At 69.6% G+C, this 15607-nt stretch carries 13 protein-coding genes; 10 read left to right on the top strand and 3 right to left on the bottom strand.

What is annotated here, in order from left to right; genetic code table 11:
- Positions 1-85 precede the first annotated feature (85 nt).
- From EIP85_RS03655 to EIP85_RS03645, 3 genes are all read left to right on the top strand, one after another.
- Positions 86-511 carry a MarR family winged helix-turn-helix transcriptional regulator gene (locus tag EIP85_RS03655; protein ID WP_127900787.1) on the top strand — a complete coding sequence of 142 codons (426 nt, stop codon included), beginning with the start codon at positions 86-88 and terminating at the stop codon, positions 509-511.
- 82 nt (positions 512-593) lie between these two features.
- The gene (locus EIP85_RS03650; RefSeq protein WP_127900786.1) at positions 594-2639 is read left to right on the top strand and encodes a hydantoinase/oxoprolinase family protein; all 2046 of its coding nucleotides are present in this window, start codon (positions 594-596) and stop codon (positions 2637-2639) included.
- Positions 2636-4315, top strand: a complete 1680-nt coding sequence (locus tag EIP85_RS03645; protein WP_127900785.1) for a hydantoinase B/oxoprolinase family protein — start codon at positions 2636-2638, stop codon at positions 4313-4315. The genes EIP85_RS03650 and EIP85_RS03645 overlap by 4 nt, the downstream gene beginning before the upstream one ends.
- Positions 4316-4598: 283 nt before the next feature.
- Here EIP85_RS03645 and EIP85_RS03640 read toward each other — a convergent pair whose 3' ends face one another.
- Positions 4599-5933, bottom strand: a complete 1335-nt coding sequence (locus tag EIP85_RS03640; RefSeq protein ID WP_127900784.1) for an acetyl-CoA hydrolase/transferase family protein — start codon at positions 5931-5933, stop codon at positions 4599-4601.
- Positions 5934-6140: 207 nt separating this feature from the next.
- Here EIP85_RS03640 and EIP85_RS03635 point away from each other — a divergent pair, with 207 nt between their 5' ends.
- The 5 genes from EIP85_RS03635 (at position 6141) to EIP85_RS03615 (ending at position 11933) form a co-directional block, all read left to right on the top strand.
- Complete coding sequence (locus EIP85_RS03635) at positions 6141-6416, top strand: PepSY domain-containing protein (RefSeq protein ID WP_127900783.1); 276 nt, start codon at positions 6141-6143, stop codon at positions 6414-6416.
- Between the two features lies 1 nt (position 6417).
- Positions 6418-6987, top strand: a complete 570-nt coding sequence (locus EIP85_RS03630; protein ID WP_206615443.1) for a cytochrome b/b6 domain-containing protein — start codon at positions 6418-6420, stop codon at positions 6985-6987.
- Positions 6988-7078: 91 nt separating this feature from the next.
- Positions 7079-8380, top strand: a complete 1302-nt coding sequence (gene hisD / locus EIP85_RS03625; RefSeq protein ID WP_127900782.1) for a histidinol dehydrogenase — start codon at positions 7079-7081, stop codon at positions 8378-8380.
- A 271-nt stretch (positions 8381-8651) separates the two neighbouring features.
- Positions 8652-10286 carry an OFA family MFS transporter gene (locus EIP85_RS03620; protein ID WP_127900781.1) on the top strand — a complete coding sequence of 545 codons (1635 nt, stop codon included), beginning with the start codon at positions 8652-8654 and terminating at the stop codon, positions 10284-10286.
- 243 nt (positions 10287-10529) lie between these two features.
- A complete protein-coding gene (locus EIP85_RS03615; protein WP_127900780.1) occupies positions 10530-11933 on the top strand; it encodes a cytochrome P450 in 1404 nt (467 codons plus the stop codon).
- Here EIP85_RS03615 and EIP85_RS03610 read toward each other — a convergent pair.
- Together EIP85_RS03610 and EIP85_RS03605 are read right to left on the bottom strand one after the other, a co-directional pair.
- A complete protein-coding gene (locus tag EIP85_RS03610; protein WP_127900779.1) occupies positions 11911-12732 on the bottom strand; it encodes an SDR family NAD(P)-dependent oxidoreductase in 822 nt (273 codons plus the stop codon). The genes EIP85_RS03615 and EIP85_RS03610 overlap by 23 nt on opposite strands.
- A gap of 10 nt (positions 12733-12742) precedes the next feature.
- A complete protein-coding gene (locus EIP85_RS03605) occupies positions 12743-13519 on the bottom strand; it encodes a hydroxypyruvate isomerase family protein (protein ID WP_127900778.1) in 777 nt (258 codons plus the stop codon).
- On the opposite strand from EIP85_RS03605, the gene EIP85_RS03600 reads away from it, so the two are divergent.
- Together EIP85_RS03600 and denD are read left to right on the top strand one after the other, a co-directional pair.
- Complete coding sequence (locus tag EIP85_RS03600) at positions 13518-14495, top strand: NAD(P)-dependent oxidoreductase (protein ID WP_338325336.1); 978 nt, start codon at positions 13518-13520, stop codon at positions 14493-14495. The two genes, EIP85_RS03605 and EIP85_RS03600, sit on opposite strands and share 2 nt — an antisense overlap.
- Before the next feature lies 1 nt (position 14496).
- Positions 14497-15486, top strand: coding sequence for a D-erythronate dehydrogenase (denD, locus tag EIP85_RS03595; RefSeq protein ID WP_127900777.1), 990 nt, complete (start codon positions 14497-14499; stop codon positions 15484-15486).
- Positions 15487-15607 lie beyond the last annotated feature (121 nt).

Raw genomic sequence — 15607 nt, 5'->3', positions numbered from 1 at the left:
CCCCGGCCTCCTCACCACCAAGCCCACACCGCCCGCCCCCCCAAATCCGCTTGCACAAACCCGCCCGGGGCGGGATCATTCCCGCATGGATCATACACCGCCCGACGATTATCAGCTCGACATCCAGGTCGGCTTCCTCCTGCGCCGGGCGAACCAGCGCCACTTGGCGATCTTCGCCGCGCAGCTCCCCGGCCTCACCCCCACCCAGTTCGCCGCCCTCGCCAAGCTCTGCGAGCTCGGCCCCATCTCGCAGAACGCCCTCGGCCGCGCCACCTCGATGGACGCGGCGACGATCAAGGGCGTGGTCGACCGCCTCCGCCACAAGGGCCTCGTCGCGGCCCTGCCCGATGCCGCCGACCGCCGCCGCCTCGTCCTCGCCCCCACGCCGGAGGGCAAGGCCGCCTACGCGAGGGCCCGCCCCTCCGCCCATCGCATCACCAGCGAAACCCTCGCCCCCCTGACCGAGGACGAGGCCGAGACCTTCCTCGCCCTCCTCACCCGGCTCGGCTAGGCCCGCCCCACCCCGCCAGCCCCGTTGACAGGCGCCCCGCCGCCGGGCATCGTTTGTATGCGAACAATCTCCGGAGGCAGCCATGGCCGAGGGCCAGCTGATCGGCGTCGACGTCGGCGGAACCTTCACCGACCTGATCCTGACGGACCCGCAAAGCGGCGCCGTCCGCCTCGCCAAGGTCCCGACCACGCCGGAAAACCAGGCCCACGGCGTGCTCGCCGCGCTCACTGCCGCCGGCGCCGACCTGCCCGCCACGGCGCTGATCGTCCACGGCACCACCACCACGACCAACGCGGTGCTGGAGCGGAAACTGGCGAAGACCGGCCTGATCACCACGCAGGGCTTCCGCGACATCCTCGAGCTTGGCCGCCGCACGCGGCCGCAGGCCTACGGCATGACGGGCAGCTTCACGCCGGTCATCCCCCGCAACCTCCGCCTCGAGGTGCCAGAACGGATGGACGCCACCGGCCACCCGCTGATCCCGCTTGACGAGGCCGCGGTCGAGGCCGCCGGCCGCCAGCTCCTCGACGAGGGCTGCGTCTCCGTCGTGGTCCATTTCCTCCACGCCTACGCGAACCCCGCCCACGAGCGGCGCGCGGCAGAGATCCTCGCCCGTTTCTGGCCCAACGCCCATATCACCACCGGCCATTCCCTCCTCTCCGAAAGCCGGGAATTCGAGCGCGGCGTGACAGCCGCCGTCAACGCCTCGGTCCAGCCGCTCCTCGAACGCTACCTCGCCCGGCTGACCGGCGAGCTGGCCCAAGGCGGCTACAGGGGCGAGGTGCTGGTGATGAACGGCAACGGCGGCATGGTCTCCGCCCTCACCGTCAGCCGCGAGGCCGCCAAGACGGTGATGTCCGGCCCCGCCTCGGGCGTCATGGCCGCCGCCTATACCGGCCGCCGCGCAGGCCTTGCCAACCTCATCACCTACGACATGGGCGGCACCTCCACCGACGTCGCCCTGATCCGCGGCGCAGAGCCGCCGGTCTCGAACGAGATCGAGATCGAATACGCCATGCCGATCCACGTCCCGATGGTCGACGTGAGGACCGTCGGCGCGGGCGGCGGCTCCATCGCGCGCGTCACCGCCGCGGGCCTGCTGGCCGTCGGCCCCGAAAGCGCCGGCGCCCAGCCCGGACCCATCTGCTACGGGCGCGGCGGAACGGAGCCCACGATCTCCGACGCGAACCTGCTGCTCGGCCGCCTCGACCCGGCTAAGTTCACCGCCTCCGCCACCCCCCTCGCCGCCGTCGAGGCCGCCTTCGCCGAAAAGCTCGGCAAACCCCTGGATCTCTCCGCCCTCGACGCGGCAGAGGCGGTGATCCGCCTCGCCAACATTAGGATGGCCGGCGCGATCCGCATGGTCTCCGTCTCGCTCGGGGCCGACCCGCGGGATTTCACGCTCTTCGCCTTCGGCGGCGCGGGCCCCCTCCACGCAACGGCGCTGGCGCGTGAACTCGGCATCCCCCGCGTCCTGATCCCGGCCCGCCCGGGCATCACAAATGCGCTCGGCTGCACCGTCGCCGACCTCCGCCACGACTTCGTCCACACGCTGAACACGCCCCTCGACACCCTTGATATGGCGCGGCTTTCCGAAACGCTGGAAGAGCAGGCCACCGAAGGCGAGCGCCTGATCCGCGCCGAACCGGTCGCCCTGCGCGCGCTCCGCCGCCTCCATTCGGTCGACATGCAGTACCGCGGCCAGACCCACCTCCTCCGCGTCCCGCTCGACGGGCCCGAGATCACCCGCGAGGCCCTGCTCGCCCGCTTCGAGGAGGTCTATTACAACCGCTTCCGCATCCGCCTGCCCGGTGCCGCGGCGGCGGTGGTCAACGCCAACACCTCGGTCATCGGCACCCGCGCCGCGCTCGACCTCTCCACCCTGATCGACCCCGCCCAGCGCCGCGCCACCCTGGCAGAGGCGCAGACCGGCACCCGCCGGGTCCGCTTCGCCGGCGCCTGGCACCAGACGCCGGTCTACTGGCGCGACCACCTGCCCGCCGACGCGGCGCTGACCGGCCCCGCGATCCTGGAGCAGATGGACACCACCACCGTCATCGAGCCCGGCGACCGGGCCGGGACCGACGCCGACGGCAACATCCTCATAACGCTGGGAGGGGCGGCATGATCGACCCGATCACGCTCTCGGTCATCGAGGCCGGCCTGCAGCAGGTCTGCGACGAGATGGACCTCACCTTCTCCCGCGCCGCCTTCTCGCCGGTGATCGCCGAGGCCAACGACCGCTCCGACGGGATCTACGACGCCGCCGACGGCAGCCTGATCGCGCAAGGCGCGGGCGGCCTTCCGGTCTTCGTCGGCACCATGCAGGCCTCCACCCGCACGCTGATCGCCATGATCGCGAAGGGAGAGGCCGCAGCCCCGAAACCCGGCGACATCTACATCGTCAACGACCCCTACCTCGGCGGCACCCACCTGATGGACGTGCGCTTCGCCAAGCCCTTCTACCGGGGCGGAAAAATCTTCTGCTGGCTGTCGAACACCGGCCACTGGCCCGACACCGGCGGCGCGGTGCCCGGCGGCTTCTCCGCCTCGGCCACCTCTGTCGAGCAGGAGGGCCTGCGCCTGCCCCCGGTGCGCCTCTTCAAGGAAGGCACGCTCGACGCCGAGATCTACGCCATCATCTGTTCCAACATCCGCGTCGCCTCGCAACGCATCGGCGATGTGAAGGCGCAGGCGGCGGCGCTGATGGTGGGAGAGGAGCGCCTCTCCGCCCTGATGGACCGCTATGGGGACGACACCGTGGCCGGGGCCATTGCCGAGCTGCGCCGCCGCGCCGCCCGCCAGATGGAAAGCTTCATCGCCGAGATACCGGAGGGCCGCCACGAGGCCACCGCCTGGGTCGACAGCGACGGCGTGGTGAACGAACCGCTCGCCATCCGCCTTGCCGTCACGCGGCAGGGCGAGGGCCTCCGCTTCGACTTCACCGGCTCCTCCGCCCCCTGCACCGGACCGATGAACTCGGTCAGGGCCACAACCCTCTCCTCCGTCTACCTCGCCATGCGCCACATCTTCCCCGAGGTCCCGATCAGCGCCGGCGCCTTCGAACCGCTGGAGGTGACGGGCATCGAGGGCACCTTCCTCGACGCGCATTACCCCCGCCCCGTCTCCGGCTGCGCGGCCGAGGTCTCCCAGAGGATCGCGGAGGCCGTCTTCGCCGCACTCGCCCCGGCCCTGCCGAAGCGCGTCACCGCCGCCCCTGCCGGCACCTCGGGCAACTTCGCCCTTGGCGGCCACGATCCGGAAACCGGGCGCGACTTCGTCATGTACCAGCTTTCGGGCGGCGGCTACGGCGGCGCGGCCTCGGGCGACGGCATCTCCAACGGCTGCTCCACCATCGGCATCTCCAAGGCGCCGCCGGTCGAGATCATGGAGCAGCAGTTCCCCGTCCTCTACCACCACTACCGCCTGCGCGAGGGCTCCGGCGGCGCGGGCGAGCACCGCGGCGGCTTCGGGCTCGACTACATGGTCGAGCTTCGCCGTGGAGAGGCCCGCGCGAGCTTCGTTATGGACCACGGCCGCTTCGGCCCCCAGGGCGCGCTCGGAGGCTCCGACGGCGCGGTGAACGAGGTCACGGTCTGGCAGAACGGCACCCCGATCACGCCCGAGCATCTGTCGAAGGCCCAGGACATCCCCCTGAAGCCGGGAGACCGCGTCGAAGTCCGCACCCCCGGCGGCGGCGGCTACGGCAATCCCGCCCGGCGAGACCCCGAGGCCGTCGCCCACGACCTCGCCATGGGCTATTACTCCGAGGCCGAGTTGAGAGCGCTGTTTCCCGGCCAATAGCGAGGCTGACGCCTCCGGCGTGACGGCGGGCGCTCCCTGACCCTCCTCACCGCGATGACCGGTAGGGTGCGCATTCATTGCGCACCACTCCGTCGGGTCGAACCCGTTGCGCAAACCACCCCACCACCGTCCCGAAATACGGTACATTACGGTGTCAAAGCGGTGCGAAAGCTGTGTTGAATCGGCACCCCGTTTTTCAAGCCACAACAGCGGCTTGCGCAGCAAGGCTCAGGCCGCCGCCCCGGCCGCCCGTCCGCCCCGGCACCCCCCGGTTAACCGATTTTCAGAAAAACCCCCGCGGGATCATCCGAGCCTCGTAGGCCTCCCGCTCCAGCTCCTCGCGGAAATCGGGATGGGCGATGGAGATCAGCGCCCGCGCCCGCTCCGGCACCGACTTCCCCTTCAGGTTCACCATCCCGTATTCGGTCACCACATACATCATGTCCGTCCGCGGCGTCGTCACCGTATTCCCCGGCGTCATCCGCGGCACGATCCGGCTTTTCCTGACCCCGTTCCGCTCATAGACCGACGACAGGCACATGAAGCTCTTGCCCCCCTTCGAAGCATAGCTCCCCCGCACGAACTGCAGCTGCCCGCCGGTGCCCGAGATCTGCCGGTGCCCGTCGCTTTCCGAGGCCGCCTGTCCCTGCAGGTCGATCTGCGTGGTGTTGTTGATCGCCACCGCGTTGTCGTTGAGCATGATCCGGTGCGGCAGGTTGGTATGGTCCACCGGCTGGAAGTCGAAATCCGCATTGCGATCAATGGCATCGTAGAGAATCTTCGAGCCGAGCCCGAAGGTCGCCACGATCTTCCCCACGTCGATCTGCTTTCTCGCCCCGGTGATGAGGCCGGCCTTGTAAAGCTCCACGATCCCGTCCGTCAGCATCTCGGTATGGATCCCGAGATCCTTGATCCCGGCCTCTGCGATCAGCCCGCAGACGGCGTTCGGCATGCCCCCGATCCCGATCTGCAGGCAGGCCCCGTCGTCGATCTCGGCGCAGATCTGGCGGGCCACGGCGCGGTCCACGTCGCAGGGCGGCGGGTTCGGCAGCTCCGGCGCAGCGCGGCCGTCGCCGGGAATGATGTAGTCGACCTCCGAGACATGCACCCCGGTCTCCGCCCCCATGACGTAGGGAAGCCCCTCGCATTCCTCCACGATCACGCAGCGCGCCCGCTCGATCACCGCGTGATGCCAGAGCGTCCCGCAGGAGAAGTTGAAATAGCCGTTCTCGTCCATCGGGCAGGTCTTGATGACGACGATGTCCACCGGGTCGATGAAGCGCCGGTAGTAATCCGGGATTTCTCCAAGATTCACAGGCATGTAGTGGGAGACCCCGCTGTCGTGCTTCTTCCGGTCGTAGCCGGAGAAATGCAGACTCACCCAATGGACATGCGCGCCCTCCGGGTCCGCCTCCACGATCGCGCGCGGCCGGACGGTCAGGCAGGAGCGCACCTTGATGCCGGAAAGCTCGCCGACCCTCTTCGCCAGGGCCGCATCGAAGGCGTCCGGCTGGTTCACGATCGCGCCGTAGTCCAGCCACATGCCGGGTTCGACCATCGCGGCCGCCGCCTCGGCCGTGATCCGCCGCGCCGGGGCGGCCGCCTCGCGCTTGATCATCCGCAGTCCTCCCATGGGCTGTCTGATGCTGCCCCGATGCGTCGAGTTTCCCCGGCTGGCAAGAAATTGCAACGTATTTCACCCGCCCCCGAACGCGTCAGGAAGCTGACAGCCCGCCGCAGATATCCCGCCCCCGGGACGGCCATAAAGGCCGCCTGACAGGCAAACCCGGCGGACATTTCCGCCCTTAAATCTTTGGAGAATTCCATGCTTCGTACCCTGATCGTGACCGTCTCCATGGCCACCCTCGCGGGTCCCGCACTCGCCGGCGGAATGTGCAGCCACGCCCCGGCATCCAAGTTCCAGCCCAAGACCACGCTGACGAAGAAGCTCCACGCCCAGGGCCTCAAGGTCCGCCGCATCAAGACCGAGGGCGGCTGCTACGAGGTCTACGCGCTCGACGGCCACGGCAAGCGCGTCAACGTCGCCTTCAACGCCGAGACGCTGGAGAAGGTCGACAACGCCGAAGCCGGCGAGGGCTGAGGTGCCCCCGCACGATCAGACGCGCCAGGCCTCCGGCCTGGCGCGGGTCTGGGACCCCTTCGTCCGCCTCTTCCACTGGTCCCTGGTGACGAGCTTCGTCGTGGCCTACCTCTCGCATGAGGGGGGGCTTTCCGCGATCCATCACTGGGCGGGCTACGCGGCGGGCGCGCTGGTGCTGATGCGGCTCCTCTGGGGCGTCGTCGGCACGCCCTACGCGCGGTTTTCCCAGTTCGTGCGCCATCCGGCCGTGATCCTCGCCTATCTCCGCGACATCGCGACCGGGCGCGAGGCGCGCTACATCGGCCACAACCCGGCCGGCGGCGCGATGGTGGTGGCCCTGATGCTGGGGATGCTCGCCACCGCGCTCACTGGCTGGATGGAGACGACCGACGCCTATTACGGCATCGCCTGGGTGCAGATCCTGCATTCTCTGTGCGCGCACGGATTGTTGTTGCTGGTGCTGATGCACCTCGCCGGGGTGCTGCTGGCCAGCCGCAGGCATGGCGAAAGCCTGATCCTGGCCATGATTACAGGCAAGAAACGCGCCCCCGGGCCAGAGGACGTGGGCTGAACCGGCGCGACCGGGGGCGGAGAAATCACTGGACATCCGCCCCCGGATCGCTACCCACACGCCCGAGCAGTCGCGGCAGCAGGATCCCAGAATGACCGAAAGCTTCCCGAAGCGCAGCCTGCCGCGGACCGACGCGGCAGAGCAGGCATCCCCCAACTCCGCCGCCCAGACGGTCGCCCAGACCGCCGCCCGCATGCTGGCCGAGATCGAGGCCGGCGGCGAGGAAGCCGCCCTTGCCCATGCCCGCAAGCTCGACGGCTGGCAGGGCGAGATCGTTGTGCCCGATGATGCGATCGAGGCCGCCTGCGCCCGCGTCCCCGCCGACCTGCGCGACGCGATCGACTGGGCGCATGAAAACATCACCCGCTTCGCCGAAGCTCAGCGCGCCACGCTGACCGAGATGGAGGTGGAACTGCGCCCCGGCCTCTTCGCCGGCCAGCGCCTGCTGCCGGTCGCCGCCGCCGGGGCCTATGTGCCGGGCGGGCGCTACAGCCATATCGCCTCGGCGCTGATGACGGTGACGACCGCACGCGTTGCCGGCGTGCCGCAGATCTCCGCCGTCTCGCCGCCGCGCGCCGACGCGCCGGCCGGCGTGCCCGACGCGATCCTTTATACCCTGAAGCTCTGCGGCGCGACGAAGGTGCTCGCCATCGGCGGGATCCAGGGCGTCGCGGCGCTGGCCTTCGGCCTCTTCGGCCTGCCGAAATCGGACATGATCGTCGGCCCCGGCAACGACTACGTGACCGAAGCCAAGCGCCAGCTCTTCGGGCGCGTCGGCATTGACATGCTGGCCGGGCCGACCGACGTGCTGGTGGTGGCCGATGCCACCGCCGACCCCCACACCGTGGCGCTCGACCTCGTCGGCCAGTGCGAGCACGGACCGAACACGCCGGTCTGGCTCGTCACCGACAGCCCGGCGCTGGCCGAGGCCGTGGCCCGCGAGGCCCCGGCCTGCATCGCCGCCCTGCCAGAACCGAACCGCTCCGCGGCCGCGCTTGCGTGGGAGGGGCTGGCACAGATCATCACCGTCCCCGACCGCGCCGCCATGGTGGCCGAGGCAGACCGCATCGCGCCCGAGCACCTTCACGTCCAGGCGGCGGATCTCGACTGGTGGAAGGCCAGCCTCAACGCATACGGCTCGCTCTTCCTCGGGCCCGAGGCGACCGTGGCCTTCGGCGACAAGGCCTCCGGGCCGAACCACGTGCTGCCGACCTCCGGCGCCGCGCGCTACACCGGCGGGCTTTCGGTCCACAAGTTCCTGCGCACCGTCACCTGGCAGCGCGTCGCGCCGGAGGCGCTGCCGCGCCTCGCCGACGTCACGGCAAGGATCTCCCGCCACGAGGGCATGGAGGCGCATGCCCGCACCGCCGACCTGCGGTTGAAACGGGGCTGAACCGCCACGCCCCGCCGCCGGGGCTCCGCCCCGAAATCTCCTAACTGAGTTCCGCGCCGCGCGCCCGCCAGGGCTGCGCGGCCGAAGGCATTTCCGCACCCGCCAGGGCAAAATCCCCACAACTTTCCGTTACACTTCATGGATTGGAGATAATATTTGACCAATTCGTGAGGTCGGTTAAAAATTCCGCCGCGGCAGTCCGCCGCGACACCCCTGGGAGGCGCGGGCATCGCCCGTCGCGGGGTGCAATCTGAACGGGAGGGGACAGACCATGGCTACCATGGCAACGGACGGTGCGCCGTCCTCGTTCATGTCGCGCGAAAGTATCATCGCGGGCCCCGGCTATAACCGCTGGCTCGTGGTACCTGCCGCGCTCTGCATTCACCTGTGCATCGGTATGGCTTACGGATTCTCCGTTTTCTGGCTGCCGATGTCGAAGCTGATCGAACATCCGGCGGCAAGCTGCACCGGCATGGGCTTCATCGGCATGCTGACCACGACCCAGTGCAACTGGTCGGTTCCGGCCGAAACCCACGTGTTCGAGACCTTCATCGCCATTCTCGGCATCTCCGCCGCGATCTGGGGCGGCTGGCTGGAACATGCGGGGCCGCGCAAGGCGGGCTTCATCGCGGCGCTCTGCTGGGGCGGCGGCATGGCGCTCGGGGGCTTGGGTGTCATGTGGCACCAGCTCTGGCTGTTCTACCTCGGCACCGGGGTAATCGGCGGCGTGGGCCAGGGGCTGGGCTACATCACCCCAGTCTCCACCCTGATCAAATGGTTCCCCGACCGGCGCGGCATGGCGACGGGCTTTGCCATCATGGGCTACGGCGGGGGCGCGATGATCGGTGCGCCGCTCGCCGTCTGGCTGATGAAGGACTTTGCCGCCGGCGGCACCCAGGGCGTCTGGGAAAGCATGGTGATCCTCGGCCTGATCTACTTCGTGGTCATGGCCATCGGCGCCTTCTCCTTCCGCGTTGCCCCCACGGGCTGGCGGCCGGAGGGCTGGTCCGAGGCCGACGCGGCCAAGGCCAACGCCATGATCACCAGTCGGCATGTCCACCTCGACAAGGTACTCGGCACGCCGCAGTTCTGGCTGATCTGGCTGGTGCTCTGCCTGAACGTGACCGCCGGCATCGGCGTGATCTCGATGGCGAGCCCGATGCTCCAGGACGTTTTCGGCGCCCACCTGCTGGGCAATGGCGGCGCGGGGATGAGCCCGGATGCGCAGAAGGCTGCGATCGTCGCGGCAGCGGCGGGCCTGGTGGGTCTCATCAGCCTCTTCAACTCGCTGGGGCGGCTGTTCTGGGCCTCGCTCAGCGACAAGATCGGGCGAAAGACCACCTATTACTGCTTCTTCGTCCTCGGCATCGTGCTCTACGTACTGCTGCCGACCTGGGGCCACATGGGCGTCGCCAGCCTCTTCGTGCTGTCGATCTGCATCATCCTGACGATGTATGGCGGCGGGTTCTCGACCGTGCCGGCCTATCTGGCCGACATCTTCGGCACCCAGATGGTCGGCGCCATCCACGGTCGGCTGATCACGGCGTGGTCGGCGGCGGGGATCATCGGCCCGATGCTGATCGCGGGCGTCCGGCAGTACCAGCTCGATCATGGCGTGGCGCATAACCTGGTCTACGACCGGACGCTCTACATCATGGCGGGGCTGCTGTTCCTCGGGCTGATCTGCAACGCGCTGGTCAAGCCGGTCCATGACAAGCACTTCATGGACGAGGAGGAGCTGGGCCGAGAGCGCGCGCTGCAGCACGACAAGACCGGCGGCGCGGCGGCAGCCACGGCCGCGCGCGGGTCCTTCGGCACGACGGGCGTGATCTTCTGGCTGGCGGTCGGGATCCCGTTCCTGATCGGCGTCTGGATCGCCCTGGCCAAGGGTGCGGCGCTGTTCTAGGCCGCCGCTGATTGGAAAAGATCGCGCCGGGCGGGAAACCGCCCGGCGTCTCCATTTTCTGACCCCAGGCCAGAAACCAGGGCGCGTTACGCGCCGCCGGGCCAGCACCCGGCACCGCGGGCCGCGGCCAAGACGACCGCCTCTCCCTCAGCGGACCATTGAAACACATTCCGTTTTGTGCATGATTTATCATACGACCCCGAGCGCAGGCGCTGCGGGGCACTTGGGGGAGACCGGCTGCGCATGACGGACTGCACGCCCCTGTCACGGGACCGGAGCTGGCCCGGCATCGCGGCGCCCGCGCGGCCATATCCGGCGCCGCTCTTTCTCTACCATTTCGTCCGCAATCCGCTGCGCTGCCTGCCGCGCTCGGTCTATGAGGAGCCGATCGTCCCCTACCGGATCGGCGCGCTCCGAACCGCCTGGGTCACCGACCCGGATCTGACCGAGACGATCTTCCTCTCCCACCACGCCGCATTCCCCAAGCCGCCGCTGGAGCAGCGCGTCTTCTCCGATCCGCTGGGCAAGAGCATCCTGACCTCCCAGGGCGAGGACTGGCGCTGGCAGCGCCACGCCGTCTCCGGCCTGTTCCGGCACGAAGACATCCTCGGCTATGTCCCCGGCATGGCCAGCGCGGCCGAGGCGCTGCTCGCCCGCTGGCACGGCACCGGCGCCGGCCCCCGCCGGATCGACCACGCCCTGACCGGCGCCACCTACGAGGCGATCTCCACCACCCTCTTCGGCGGCGAGGCCCTGCCCGAGGGTCGCGCCATCCAGACAGCCGTCGACCACTATCTGAACGCCACGAGCTGGGTCATCGCCGCCACACTGGCTGGCCTGCCGGACTGGTCCTGGCACCCGGGCCAGGGCCGCATGCGCCGGGCAAGCCAAGCCATGCGCGCCGCCGTCGAGCGGCTTCTGGACCGCTGGCAGGCGGGCGGCGACCTCGACGGTCGGCACCTCCTTGGCAAGCTCCTCGCCGCGGAGGAGCCGGGACGGGACGGCGGCATCTCGCGCGAGCGGCTGGTCAACAACCTGCTGACCTTCCTCAACGCCGGCCACGAGACTACCGCCAAGGCGCTGATCTGGACGCTCTACCTGCTCGCACAGGAGCCGGTCTGGCAGGACCGCCTGCGCGAGGAGGCCTTTGCCATCGCGGGCACCGGCCCAATCGAAGGCCGGCATATCGACCGGCTCAGCCTTACCCGCCAGGTCTTCGAGGAGGCGATGCGCCTCTACGCTCCGGCGCCGGTGCTGACGCGGCTCGCCGCCGAGGACTGCGACCTCGGCGGGGTCCGGCTGAACGCCGGCTCCGTCATCTTCATCCCGATCTGGGCGGTCCACCGCCACCGCAGACTGTGGTCCGAGCCGGAGATGTTCCGCCCCGAACGCTTCGCCCCCGATCTGCGCGGCACGATCCGGCGCACCCAGTTCATGCCGTTCGGCTTCGGCCCGCGGATCTGCATCGGCACCGCCTTCTCGCGCACCGAGGGCGTGGCCATGCTGGCCACGCTCCTGCGCGGCGCGCGGTTCGACTGGCCCGGCGGCCCGCCGCCCGAGCCGCTGGCGCGCGTCACGCTCTGGCCGAAGGGCGGCCTCACCCTGAACGTCACGCCGCTCGGCGCTACTTCTCCAGCCAGATCTTGAACGCCTCGCCCCAGTCCTCGTGCCAGCGCGACAACGGCGGCCGGTTCTCGACGATGTCGCCCGCCGCCCAGAGGATGCGCTTTTCGTCGGTCGCCCGGTCGACCTCGTTATCCGGGCAGAGGATGTAGAAATCCGGGCCCTTCAGCGCGTCGAAGAGGAAGGCCACCACCTGCTCCGGCGTCCAGGCGCCCGCGGGTTTCTCGGTCCGCCCGTTCGCGGTCAGCGGCGTGAAGACGAAGCCCGGGATGAAGAGCCGCGCCTCGACCCGGCACCCGTCTGTGTTCCTGAGCGCATGCTGCAGCGCCTCCGTGAACGCCTTCACCCCGGCCTTGGCGACGTTATAGGCCGGATCGCCCGGCGGCGTCGTGATCCCCTGCTTGGAGCCGGTATTCACGATCAGCCCCGGCCCGCCCGCCGCGATCATCCCCGGCGCGAAGACCTGGCTGCCGCGGATCACCCCCTTCAGGTTCACGTCCAGGATCCGGTCCCAGTTCCCCTCCGCATCGAAGATGGAGGAGCCGGGCTGAATCCCCGCGTTGTTCATCAGAACGGAGACAGGCCCGTGCCGGCTTGTCACCGCGGCCTCCAGGGCCCGCAGCTCCGCCAGGGAGCCGACATCGGACCCCATCGCGATCCCGCCCGCGACCTCGGCCGCCGCCGCGTCGAGCCGCGCGCCGGGCAGGTCGACCAGCACCACCCGCATGCCCTCGGCCGCCAGCCGCTTCGCCGCCGCCAGCCCGATGCCGGAGGCCGCCCCCGTCACCACCGCCAGATTTCCCTTCGCTATCGCCGGATGCATTCTTTCCTCCTCAAACCTCACGGGCGCGGGCCAGCCAGCCCAGCCCCTCTTCCGTCCGCCGGGCCGGGCGGTATTCGCAGCCCACCCAGCCCGCATATCCCAGCGCGCCAAGCTCCCCCAGAACGCGGAAATCGTCCAGCTCTCCCGTCCCCGGCTCCGCCCGCCCCGGGACGGAGGCAATCTGCACATGGCCTATGAGGTCTCGGTAGCGCTTCAGCCCCGCGATCACATCGCCATGCAGGATCTGCCGGTGGTAGATGTCGAATTGCAGCCGCACGTTGGGCCGCCCGAGCGCCGCGATCAGCTCCGCCGCCCGGTCGAAATCGTCAAGGAAATAGCCCGGCATGTCGCGCCCGTTCAGCGGCTCGACCAGCAGCTCGATCCCGGCCGCGCCAAGTGTATCCGCAGCCCGGCCCATCGCCCCGCGCCAGGCCGCTTCTGCCGCCGCATCACCGGGCGGCGCGATCCCGCTCATCACATGAACACGCGGCACGCCTGTCGCCTTTGCATAGTCCCGCGCCGTCTCGACCGAGGCCATGAACTCCGCCTCCCGCCCCGGCAGCGCGGCGAGGCCCCGCTCGCCCGCCGCCCAGTCCCCCGGCGGCGCGTTGATCAGCGCCAGCGGCAGGCCGGCCTCCGAAACGAGAGCTGCCAGCCTCTCCGCCGGCAGCTCGTAGGGAAAGAGCACCTCCACCCCGTCGAACCCCGCCCCGGCCGCGGCGCCAAACCGCTCTTCCAGCGGGCGCTCGGTGAACAGCATCGTGAGATTGGCGGCGAAGCGCAGCATGGTCCTCCTCCGGCGCCTTGCCTTCCGGCGCCGTGTCGCGATGATAGCCGCCGGGGCCGGGAAGGCCAGAGCGGGAGGTAAGAGGATGAGCGCAGAAAAACCACGCATCGGATTCGTCGGCGTCGGCCTGATGGGCCACGGCATGGCGAAGAACCTGGTCGAGAAGGGCTTTCCCCTCACCGTGATCGCCCACCGCAAGCGCGAGGCGGTAGAGGATCTCGTCTCCCGCGGCGCCACGGAGGCCAAAAGCCTCGTGGATCTCGCCCGCGCCTCCGACATCGTCTTCCTCTGCCTCACCGGCGCGCCGGAGGCGGAGGCCACGGTCCGTGCCATGGCCCCCGGCCTCGCCGCCGGATCGACCATCGTCGACTGCTCCACCGGCGAGCCCGGGGTGACCCTCGCTCTCGCCGCCGAGATGAAAGCGCAGGGCGTCTCCTACGCCGACGCGCCGCTCTCGCGCACCCCCAAGGAGGCCTGGGAGGGCACGCTCGACTGCATGGTCGGCGCGGCAGCGGACACTTTTGCCCGGATCGAACCGGCGCTCGCCGCCTTCGCGGGCAAGATCGTCCGGGTCGGCGAGGTCGGCGACGGGCACAAGATGAAGCTTCTGAACAACTTCATCTCGCTCGGCTATGCCGCCCTCTATGCCGAAGCGCTGACGCTGGCGAAGAAGGCCGGCATCCCGGTCGAGAAATTCGACAACGTGATCCGCGGCGGCCGGATGGATTGCGGCTTCTACCAGACCTTCATGGGCTATGCGCTGGAGGGTAACCGCGAGGCGCACCGCTTCACCATCTCCAACGCATGGAAGGACCTGCGCTACGTCGAGGCGATGGCCAATGGCGCCACGATGGCCGCGCCCTTGGCCTCGGCCGCGAAGATGAGCTTCGCCGGCGCCATGGCCACCGGCGGCGACGGACCGGAAGACTACGTCCCCCATCTCGTCGATTTCATCGCCCGCGCGAACGGAGCCTGACATGCACGTCCTCATCATCGGCGCGGCCGGCATGGTCGGCCGAAAACTCACCGCCGAACTGCTCTCCCATGGCGGCATCCGCGGCCATGGCATCGACCGGCTGACGCTCGCCGATATCGTCGAGCCGCCGCAGCCGGAAACCGACTTGCCGGTGAAGGTGCTGGCCTGCGACCTTTCCGACCCGGCCACCGCCCCGTCCCTCGTCGCCCGCCGCCCCGACGTGATCTTCCACCTCGCCGCCGTCGTCTCCGGCGAGGCCGAGGCGGATTTCGACAAGGGCTATGCCATCAACCTCGACGGCACGCGCTACCTCTTCGAAGCGATCCGGGCCGAAGGCGCGAAGGAGCCCTATTGCCCGCGTGTCGTCTTCACCTCCTCCATCGCCGTCTTCGGCGCGCCCTTCCCCGACAAGATCGGCGACCGCTTCCTGCTGGCCCCGCTGACCAGCTACGGCACCCAGAAGGCGATCGGCGAGCTCCTGCTGAACGACTATTCCCGCCGAGGGTTCCTCGATGGGATCGGCATCCGCCTGCCGACGGTGGTGATCCGGCCCGGCAAGCCGAACAAGGCCGCCTCGGGCTTTTTCTCCTCCATCCTGCGCGAGCCGCTGGTGGGGATGGAGGCGACGCTCCCGGTCCCGCGCGAGACGCGGCACTGGTTCTGCTCCCCCCGCGCGGCGGTGGGCTACCTGACCCATGCCGCCACGCTCGACACCGCAGAGCTCGGCGCCCGCCGCTGCCTCAGCGCGCCCGGCCTCTCCGCCACCGTGGCCGAGGAGATCGCGGCACTGGAGCGGGTCGCCGGGCCCGCGGCGGTGAAGCTGATCCGCGAGGCGCCGGACGAGGCCGTGGCCCGCATCGTTGCGGGCTGGCCGCGCGACTTCGACACCGCCCGCGCCCGCGACCTGGGCTTCCGGCCGGACGCCAGCTTTGACGCGATCATCCGTCAGCATGTCGAGGAGGAGCTCGGCGGTCGGATCGGCGGGGCCTGATCCCGCCCGCCATCCGAAAAGTGACTTGACGTTACCGCGCAGAGATTCGCGCCCCCTGGAAGCGTCTTCGCCGCAGCGCAGAACCAAGAAGGCAAGGGCTGGGCCAAAATGCCGCAGCCCC

Origin of the sequence: Solirhodobacter olei (assembly GCF_004010155.1) — a bacterium.
Classification (GTDB): domain Bacteria; phylum Pseudomonadota; class Alphaproteobacteria; order Rhodobacterales; family Rhodobacteraceae; genus Solirhodobacter; species Solirhodobacter olei.
Note: the sequence above shows the minus strand (reverse complement) of the source record. Positions and strands in the feature narration are given on the sequence as shown.

Excerpts from the sequence above, each read along its gene's own strand:
- EIP85_RS03655 (WP_127900787.1), top strand. The coding sequence starts at position 86 with ATGGATCATACACCGCCCGACGATTATCAGCTCGACATCCAGGTCGGC.
- EIP85_RS03650 (WP_127900786.1), top strand. The coding sequence starts at position 594 with ATGGCCGAGGGCCAGCTGATCGGCGTCGACGTCGGCGGAACCTTCACC.
- EIP85_RS03645 (WP_127900785.1), top strand. The coding sequence starts at position 2,636 with ATGATCGACCCGATCACGCTCTCGGTCATCGAGGCCGGCCTGCAGCAG.
- EIP85_RS03640 (WP_127900784.1), bottom strand. The coding sequence starts at position 5,933 with ATGATCAAGCGCGAGGCGGCCGCCCCGGCGCGGCGGATCACGGCCGAG.
- EIP85_RS03635 (WP_127900783.1), top strand. The coding sequence starts at position 6,141 with ATGCTTCGTACCCTGATCGTGACCGTCTCCATGGCCACCCTCGCGGGT.
- hisD (WP_127900782.1), top strand. The coding sequence starts at position 7,079 with ATGACCGAAAGCTTCCCGAAGCGCAGCCTGCCGCGGACCGACGCGGCA.
- EIP85_RS03620 (WP_127900781.1), top strand. The coding sequence starts at position 8,652 with ATGGCTACCATGGCAACGGACGGTGCGCCGTCCTCGTTCATGTCGCGC.
- EIP85_RS03615 (WP_127900780.1), top strand. The coding sequence starts at position 10,530 with ATGACGGACTGCACGCCCCTGTCACGGGACCGGAGCTGGCCCGGCATC.
- EIP85_RS03610 (WP_127900779.1), bottom strand. The coding sequence starts at position 12,732 with ATGCATCCGGCGATAGCGAAGGGAAATCTGGCGGTGGTGACGGGGGCG.
- EIP85_RS03600 (WP_338325336.1), top strand. The coding sequence starts at position 13,518 with ATGGTCCTCCTCCGGCGCCTTGCCTTCCGGCGCCGTGTCGCGATGATA.
- EIP85_RS03605 (WP_127900778.1), bottom strand. The coding sequence starts at position 13,519 with ATGCTGCGCTTCGCCGCCAATCTCACGATGCTGTTCACCGAGCGCCCG.
- denD (WP_127900777.1), top strand. The coding sequence starts at position 14,497 with ATGCACGTCCTCATCATCGGCGCGGCCGGCATGGTCGGCCGAAAACTC.